Source organism: Nocardia farcinica (assembly GCF_029867845.1).
Classification (GTDB): domain Bacteria; phylum Actinomycetota; class Actinomycetes; order Mycobacteriales; family Mycobacteriaceae; genus Nocardia; species Nocardia farcinica_A.
Genome location: NZ_JARWRU010000709.1, coordinates 1 through 7,759 on the forward strand (window position 1 = coordinate 1; position 7,759 = coordinate 7,759).

Sequence of the window (7,759 nt, forward strand, 5' to 3'; positions counted from 1 at the left end):
GGTGCCTTCTTCATCGGCCAGGAACTGCGCGACGACGGCTCGGCGAACAACGACGCGAGCCCCACCGCCGTGGTGGCGGATCCGTCGACCACCGTCGAGTCGGCCACCAGCTCGGCCGCGGCCACCACCACCGAGGCCGCCGACTCGGCGGTCCCGGCCGAATTCGTCGGCACCTGGCGCGGCACCGCCGCCGACGGCCTGGTCACCTTCGACATCCAGCTGACCATCGAGGAGGGCGAGGTCGGCGCCGAGATCGCCCAGTCGAGCAACACCGGCCGGATCACCGGGCACAAGTGCAGCCGCGTCGAACGGCTCACCGACGTCACCGACGGCATGCTGACCTTCGTCGCGCGCCTGAGCCCGGACAGTCCACGTGACTGCGCCGACGAGGGCTCGGTCTCCACGGTCCGCCTCCAGGCGGACGGGTCGCTGGCCTACAGCACCCCCGGCCTGTTCGGCGGCGAGATCGCGGGCACCCTGCGCCGCGGCTGACCGGGGCAGCGTCGCCGCCGCCCTGGTACGGTTGCGGCGCAACAGCTTTCAGCGCCACCGGGCGGGCGGCCGAGGGGCCGGATCAGGGTTTGCGACCGACCCCGCCCCAGGCCGACACCCGGCGCACGCCTTGTTCCGCCTCGTCGGTGCGCCAGAAATTGATCGGCACCACACCGGGTTCCACGATCTCGAGCCCCTCGAACAACCCGCGCACCTGTTCGGCGGTGCGCGGCGTGTACGGCGCGCCACCGGTTCTGCGGTAGTTCTCGCACATCCGCACGTAGTCGCGATCGTCGGTGGTGCCGTCGTAGAGCGCCAGGTAGCTGCCGGAGGCCAAGGGCCGCATGATCTCCTCGACCGCGCGCTGGGCGTCGGCGTAGCCCGCCGCGTGGCCGAGCACGCCGATGAACAGCACCGCGACCGGCCGGTCGAAGTCGAGCACCGCGCCCGCCGCCTCGAGCAGTGGCGCCGGATCGTTGAAATCGGCTTCCACGTAATGGGTCGCCCCCTCTGGGGTGGAGTTCACCAGCAGCGCCCTGGCGTGGGCGAGCACCAGCGGATCGTTGTCGACGTAGACCACCTTCGCGTCCGGCGCTTCGGCCTGGGCGACCTCGTGGGTGTTCTGCATGGTCGGCAGGCCGGTGCCGATGTCGAGGAACTGCCGGACACCGGCCTCGGCCGCCAGCCAGCGCACGGCCCGGATGAGGAATCGGCGCGATTGCACGGCCATGGTTTTGATTTCGGGATAGCTGACAATGCCCGCCTCACCTGCCTGGCGATCCACGTCGTAGTAATCCCGACCACCCAGCCAGTAATTCCAGATGCGCGCCGAAGTCGGCACATCCAGGCGAACAGGACGGGGACGGTCGATCATGCAGAACTCCTGAATACAGATGAGTCGGCGACAACCTGCGGACTGTACAACTTTTCGAGGTTGCTACGGCAGGGTCTTCGGTCACCGATCCGACAGCACGGCCATGGCGGCATTGTGCCCGCCCAGCCCGCTGACGCCGCCGCCTCGGACCGCGCCCGCACCACAGATCAGCACATTGCCGACACCGCTTGCAACTCCCCAGGCTTCCGCCGGACTGTCGGATTCCCCTGTCCGCCAGGGAAATCGGAGGTCACCGTGGAAGATGTGCCCGCCGGGCAGACCGAGATCGCGCTCGAGATCGACCGGCGATCGCACCTCGAGACACGGCCTGCCGTCGGCGTCGACGGCCAGGCAGTCGGCCAGCGGTTCGCCGAGCGCGGCATCGAGCCCGGCCATGGCCGCCTCCAGGGCGGCCGCGCGCGCCTGCTCCGGGTCGCGGCGGAAAAGCCGGGCCGGGGTGTGCAGGCCGAAAAGAGTGAGGGTGTGCATTTCGGAACTCGCATTCGCCCCGGAAAGGATCGAGCGGTCGGTCAGAGTGTGGCAATACAATTCCGACGGCACCACCCTCGGCAGTGTCCCGGCATTTGCCTGCCGATAGGCGGCCTCCAGTTCGCTGTAGGACTCGGCCACGTGGAAGGTGCCCGCGAAGGCGTCGCGCGGATCGACCCCCTGGTCGCGCAGGCGCGGCAGCCTGCGCAACACCATGTTGACCTTCAGCTGCGCACCCTCCGGCTCCTCGCCGGGCGGTCTGCCGAGCAGCCGATCCAGTTCCCGCGGTGCGGCATTCACCAGCACGTGCCGTGCGCCCGCCCTTCCGCCCTCCCACCGGACCTCGGCGGCACGACCGTCGCTGTCGATGCCGGTGACCTCCGCACCGGTGACCAGCTCCGCGCCCGCGGCCCGCGCGGCATCGGCGAGCGCGTCGGTCAGCGCGCCCATGCCGCCCACGGGCACCTGCCAGTCACCGGTGCCGCCGCCGATGATGTGGTAGAGGAAGCACCGGTTCTGCCGCAGCGTGGGGTCGTCGCCGTAAGTGAAGGTGCCGATCAGCGCGTCGGTGAAGACGACGCCGCGCACGGTGTCGTCGGCGAACAGCCGCGTTATCGTCTCGCCGAGGGGGCGCTCGAAGATCGCCTCCCAGGTGGGCTCGTCGTCGACGACGCGCCGCAACTGCGCACGGGTCGGCAGTGGCTCGGTCATGGTCGCGAACACCCGCTCGGCGAGCCTGCCGGTGGTGACCGAGAAGCGTTGCCAGGCCTCGAATTCGCGGTCCGATCCGGTGATCGCGCGGAAACTCGCCCTGGTGCGGTCCGGCGCCGCGGCGTCGACCAGCAGCCCGCCCTCGCCGACCGGGGTGTAGGAGGAGATGCGCCGCGGGCGCAACCGGAAACGCAGCCCCAGGTCGTCGACGATGCGGCGCGGCAGCAGGCTCACCAGATACGAGTAGCGGGACAGACGAGCGTCGACGCCGGGGAAGGGTCGCTGCGAGACCGCGGCCCCGCCCGTGTGGTCGAGCCGTTCGAGCACCAGCACCGACCGCCCGGCCCGCGCCAGGTAGGCCGCGGCCACCAGGCCGTTGTGCCCGCCGCCGACCACGACGACGTCATAGGAATCCCGCGCCGGTTTCACCGCACCTGGATATCACGGCCCGCCGACATCCGGCCCGGCGACACGTCCGACACCAGGACCGGACCGACCGGTTCAGCCGCCGAAGACCGCGCAGCCGAAGCCGACCGGCTCGCCGTAGCCCACCGCGACGTCCACGGAGCGGGTGACGGCGGGATCGGAGGATTGCACCGCGCTGATCCGGTGCGTCCCCGGCGTGGCGGGCGTCCAGGTCAGCAGGGCGACCCCGCCGGTCGGGGCGACCGTGGCCAGGGGCACGCCGTTGTCGTAGAAATGCACCGGGGCGACCGGATCGGTGACGAACGCCTGGATGGTGGCCGGGCAGTCGGTGCCGTAGTTCGTGGCCATGCCGTATCCGAGATTCGGCAGCGTCTTCACCCCGGTGACCGTCGCCGACGCGGGCAGCGCCACCCCGAGCGCGAACCCGGCGGCGCACAGGCACACCGCCGCCGTCCTCGCGGCTCCGCGTCGCCGCGGGGGCGAGGCCGCGACGTCGGGCACCCGCGCGGCCGGCGGGTGCGCTTTCGGCGCCCGAGCGATCGGCACCGGGGAGCACGACGCCGGTGCGGACGACATGGAGGAGAGCGGCACGGGAGGAAGCGCGGACGTCGTCGTCATCGTGTTCCCTTCGGCGAGCTGTCAGGGTGCCCACGATCCTAGGTCGGCAGCCCCGCGCCGAGACCCGTTTCGGCGATCTCGCCCGGCCGCGCCGCCGCTCAGTCGACCATCACGCTGATGTGCTCGGCCACGCACGCTGGTTTCGGCGCGTCCTCGACCTGGACGGTCACCCGGGTGCGCACCCGCGCGCCCGCCGAGGTGCGCTCCACCGACAGCAGCTCCACCCCGGCGCGCAGCCTGCTGCCGACCGGCACGGCGGAGGGGAAACGCACCTTGTCCTGGCCGTAGTTGATCCCCATCTTCAGTCCGTCGACGCGGAAGACCTGCTTGCTGAGCACCGGCAGCAGCGACAGTGTCAGGAATCCGTGCGCGATCGGCCCGCCGAAGGGGCCCCGCGCCGCGCGCTCGGGATCGACGTGGATCCACTGGTGGTCGCCGGTCGCCTCGGCGAACTGGTTCACCGCCTCCTGTGTCACGGTGTACCAGTCGCTGTAACCGAGGTGCTCGCCGACCGCCTTCTCCAGCTCGGCGATCCCGTCGAAAACCCGCATAGCCCACATTCCTTCACTCGGTGAACCGGCCGGGACGTACACTACCGGTCCACGGCAGGCGCCACCCAGCCTTTTGATACATGACGCATGCTGTGTACTGTTTCAGGATGACCGTTTCCGCTTCCCCCACCGGTGGCGCCCGCTCTCCCGGACGCCCCGCGTCGGCGACCCGCGAGCAGGTCATCGACCTCACCCGGCGCGCCTTCCTGGCAGGCGAGCGCGTGGACGTACAGGCCATCGCCGCCGAACTCGGGCTCAGCCGGGCCTCGATCTACCGCTGGTTCGGCTCCCGCGAAGGCCTGCTCGGCGCGATGCTGGTGCAGGAGTACAAGCAGATGATCGCCAAGGCCGACGCCCGGTGCCGGGCCGAGGGCGCGCACCGCATCGTCGAGGTGCTCAGCCGGGTCGCCCGCTGGGAGACCGTGAACGAGCCGTTCCGGCGCTATTTCCTCAACGAGCCCCGCTCGGGCCTGCGCATCCTCACCGCCAGTGACGGGCCGGTGCAGCCGCACGCGGTCACCGCGGTCGCCGAACTGCTCGGCCGGGTCGAGGCGGAGGACGGATTCCCGCTGCCCCTCGAGCGCGACCTGCTGGCCTACACCCTGGTCCGCATCGGCGAGGCCTTCCTGTACACCGACACCGCCGCCGGCATCCGCAACGATGTGGACCGGCTGCGCGAGGTGTACTCGGTGCTGCTCGGGATCACCCCGCACCACGGCGATCGGGACGACACCGGGCACCCCTGACCCGGGCGAACCCGGCCGGGCCGGTCACCGTCGGACCGGCGCGTCACTCGACCACGAGCACGATCATGGTCGGATCCTGTGCCCGCGCCTCCGGCGCCACGGGGCCGCCGATGAGCGTGATCGGCCTGCGCGCGTCGAGCCGGTCGACGACCTCGGCCAGCGAGGGACCGATCTGCTCGGCGCGGACCAGGCACACGTGCAGCGCCCCCTCGGCGCGCACGGTCCGGCGCAACTGCCCAGGGCCGCCGTCGAAGACCACCGCCCCGGAATCGGCGTCCGCGCCCGCACAGACGGTGACCACCGCGCCGAGTCCGTCGAACGCGCCCGCCGCCGCCATCGGACTGTCGGTGACGACCCGCCCGCCGCTCACGCGGGCCCACGGGGCGAGCAGACTGCCGGGCAGGCCGTCCGGGACGAGCACGCCGGTCACCCGCGCGCCCTCCAGCAATTCCCGCAACGTGGCGGGCACCGCGTCCTCTTCGGTCCGCATCCCGGTGGCGCCGAGGCGGGCCACCCGCTCGAGGAAGTCGGCCACCAGCCGCGTCCGATCGGCCGGGTCGGCCAGCGCGTGCCTGCCCGCGCGCACGACCGGAACCATCCGCTCGTCGTCGGGCAACTCGCTGAGCAGGTCGCGGACCCGCCGCAGCAGGTGCTCGTCGGATGTCATCGGCCCACCGCCCGTGGTGGTCGGGATGGGCACCGGCGCTCGGCCATGTCTCACCTCACTGTGTCGGTGGCCGCCCCCGGTGGCGCGGTCGGCCACGCACACGGCACGGCCGCCACCGAGGGCCGCCCGCACCGCGCAAGGTACCCGCCGCGCACGGACGTGGCAACCGTGCCGGACCGGGGCGTATCGGCCTATCCTGCGGGTATGGATCCGGGCGGATCGGCAGCAGGCGCGGAGGCGATCTCCGCCGCCGAACAGGCGGCGGGAACCCGTCCGCCGCCGCCCGCCGCGGCGGACGGGACACCGGGACATCGGCCCTATCGCACGGTCGCCGACCTCGACCACGCGCTCGTCGACTGCCGTGCCTGTCCCCGCCTGGTGCGGTGGCGCGAGGAGGTGGCCCGGACCAAGCGCGCCGCCTTCCAGGACGAGACCTACTGGGGCCGCCCGGTCCCCGGCTTCGGCCCCGACGACGCCGGGATGCTCATCGTCGGTCTGGCACCGGCCGCGCACGGCGGCAACCGCACCGGCCGCATGTTCACCGGCGACCGCAGCGGCGACGTGCTCTTCGCGGCCCTGCACGCCGTCGGCCTGGCCACCAGGCCGGTCGCGGAGCACGCCGAGGACGGCATGCGCCTGCTCGGTGTGCGCATGACCGCCCCGGTGCACTGCGCGCCCCCGGAGAACAAGCCGACCGTCGCCGAACGGGACCGCTGCCGCGGCTGGCTGGAGGCCGAACTCGACCTGCTCGCCCCCACCGCGCGCACCGTGGTGGTGCTCGGGGCCTTCGGCTGGCAGGCGCTGTTGCCCGCACTGGCGGGCGCGGGCTGGAGCATCCCGAGGCCACGCCCGAAGTTCGGCCACGGCGCCCGGGTCCGGCTCGAACCCGCCCGCCCCGACCGCGCGCCGCTGGAACTGTTCGGCTGCTATCACGTCAGCCAGCACAACACCTTCACCGGACGGCTCACCCCGGCCATGCTCGAGGACGTTCTCGCCACAGCCGCGACCGCCGCGGGCCTGCATCCGCGTCCAACGCGCTGAAAGCCCCCGCGAAATAGCAGGTCCGACGGCGTGGAGCGGATCGACGAAGCGCACCGGCCGGTATCGTTGTGGTGTGCAGCACATCGCGTACGGCGGTATCCACCGGTCGCGTCGGCGGTGCCGGACCACATGAGCGCCTTCACCCGGCTGCTGCGTCCCGCGCTGCTTTCCGCCGCGGCCTCCCCCAGGGTCGAGCGGACGGTGACCAACATGCGCGCCACCCGGAGCATGGTCGACCGCTTCGTCGCGGGCACCACCGAGGCGGACGCGCTGACCGCCGTCACCGCCCTGCTGGACTCCGGCCGCTGGGTGACCGTCGACTATCTGGGCGAATACACCACCGACCCGGCCCAGGCCCGCGACACCGTCGAGCGCTACCAGCGGCTCGTCGCGGCACTGGCCGAACTGCCCGCCGCGTGGCTACCGGGCAACGTCCGCCCGGTCGAGGTGTCGATGAAGCTGTCGGCGCTCGGCCAGTCGTTGCCGGCCGACGGCCACCGCATCGCCCTCGACCACGCCCGCGAGATCTGCGCGACGGCCACCGACGCGGGCATCGCGGTCACCGTCGACGCCGAGGACCACACCACCACCGATTCCACGCTGGCCATCGTGCGCGAACTGCGCGCCGAGTTCCCCTCGGTCGGTACGGTGTTGCAGGCCTATCTGCGCCGCACCGAGAACGATTGCCGCGAGTTCGCCGGACCCGGTTCGCGGATCCGGTTGTGCAAGGGCGCCTATCGGGAACCCGCCGCGGTGGCCTTCCAGCGCTCCTCCGAGGTCGACGACTCCTATCGACGCTGTCTGCGGGTGCTCATGAGCGGCAGCGGCTACCCGATGGTCGCCACCCACGACCCGGCTATGATCGCCGCCGCGGCCACCTATGCCGACGAATGCCAGCGCGGACCCGGCGATTTCGAGTTCCAGATGCTGTACGGCATCCGCGAGGCCGAGCAGGCGCGTCTGGTCGCGGCCGGGCACCGGATGCGCGTCTACCTGCCCTACGGCGAGCGCTGGTACGGCTACTTCATGCGCAGGCTCGCCGAACGGCCGGCGAATCTGGCCTTCTTCCTCCGCGCGCTCACCAGCCGCGAGCGGGTCTGAACGCCGACGGCCGGCGCGCCGCATGGTCGCGACGCGCCGGCCG

General features: G+C 72.1%; 8 protein-coding genes and 1 pseudogene. 4 read left to right on the forward strand and 5 right to left on the reverse strand.

The features are described from left to right. Positions 1–492, forward strand: a pseudogene (locus tag QH283_RS15535) (serine/threonine-protein kinase); the annotation flags it as partial. Positions 493–574: 82 nt separating this feature from the next. On the opposite strand, the gene QH283_RS15540 reads toward QH283_RS15535, so the two are convergent. From QH283_RS15540 to QH283_RS15555, 4 genes are all read right to left on the reverse strand, one after another. Beyond that, positions 575–1,366: an SAM-dependent methyltransferase gene (locus tag QH283_RS15540; RefSeq protein ID WP_280503701.1), complete on the reverse strand. Its 792-nt coding sequence runs from the start codon at positions 1,364–1,366 to the stop codon at positions 575–577. 81 nt (positions 1,367–1,447) lie between these two features. Further along, entirely contained in the window at positions 1,448–2,995 is a 1,548-nt protein-coding gene (locus tag QH283_RS15545; protein WP_280503702.1) for a phytoene desaturase family protein, read from the reverse strand. Positions 2,996–3,067: 72 nt separating this feature from the next. Beyond that, a complete protein-coding gene (locus tag QH283_RS15550) occupies positions 3,068–3,436 on the reverse strand; it encodes a hypothetical protein (RefSeq protein ID WP_280503703.1) in 369 nt (122 codons plus the stop codon). 272 nt (positions 3,437–3,708) lie between these two features. Continuing rightward, positions 3,709–4,161 (reverse strand): MaoC family dehydratase, encoded by a 453-nt coding sequence (locus tag QH283_RS15555; RefSeq protein ID WP_280503704.1) that lies wholly within the window; start codon positions 4,159–4,161, stop codon positions 3,709–3,711. Positions 4,162–4,268: 107 nt separating this feature from the next. Here QH283_RS15555 and QH283_RS15560 point away from each other — a divergent pair, with 107 nt between their 5' ends. Further along, complete coding sequence (locus QH283_RS15560) at positions 4,269–4,907, forward strand: QsdR family transcriptional regulator (RefSeq protein ID WP_280503705.1); 639 nt, start codon at positions 4,269–4,271, stop codon at positions 4,905–4,907. Positions 4,908–4,950: 43 nt separating this feature from the next. Here the strand turns inward: QH283_RS15560 and QH283_RS15565 are convergent, their stop codons facing one another. Further along, on the reverse strand, positions 4,951–5,574 hold the full coding sequence (locus QH283_RS15565; protein WP_280503706.1) for a hypothetical protein: 624 nt from the start codon (positions 5,572–5,574) through the stop codon (positions 4,951–4,953). A gap of 204 nt (positions 5,575–5,778) precedes the next feature. Between QH283_RS15565 and QH283_RS15570 the strand changes: the two genes are divergently transcribed. Together QH283_RS15570 and QH283_RS15575 are read left to right on the forward strand one after the other, a co-directional pair. After that, positions 5,779–6,615, forward strand: a complete 837-nt coding sequence (locus QH283_RS15570) for a uracil-DNA glycosylase (RefSeq protein WP_280503707.1) — start codon at positions 5,779–5,781, stop codon at positions 6,613–6,615. A gap of 129 nt (positions 6,616–6,744) precedes the next feature. Beyond that, a complete protein-coding gene (locus tag QH283_RS15575) occupies positions 6,745–7,716 on the forward strand; it encodes a proline dehydrogenase family protein (RefSeq protein ID WP_280503708.1) in 972 nt (323 codons plus the stop codon). The last annotated feature ends 43 nt before the right edge of the window (positions 7,717–7,759 follow it).

Coding starts and splice junctions, on each gene's coding strand:
- QH283_RS15540 (WP_280503701.1), bottom strand. CDS start 1,366: ATGATCGACCGTCCCCGTCCTGTTCGCCTGGATGTGCCGACTTCGGCG.
- QH283_RS15555 (WP_280503704.1), bottom strand. CDS start 4,161: ATGCGGGTTTTCGACGGGATCGCCGAGCTGGAGAAGGCGGTCGGCGAG.
- QH283_RS15560 (WP_280503705.1), top strand. CDS start 4,269: ATGACCGTTTCCGCTTCCCCCACCGGTGGCGCCCGCTCTCCCGGACGC.
- QH283_RS15565 (WP_280503706.1), bottom strand. CDS start 5,574: ATGACATCCGACGAGCACCTGCTGCGGCGGGTCCGCGACCTGCTCAGC.
- QH283_RS15570 (WP_280503707.1), top strand. CDS start 5,779: ATGGATCCGGGCGGATCGGCAGCAGGCGCGGAGGCGATCTCCGCCGCC.
- QH283_RS15575 (WP_280503708.1), top strand. CDS start 6,745: ATGAGCGCCTTCACCCGGCTGCTGCGTCCCGCGCTGCTTTCCGCCGCG.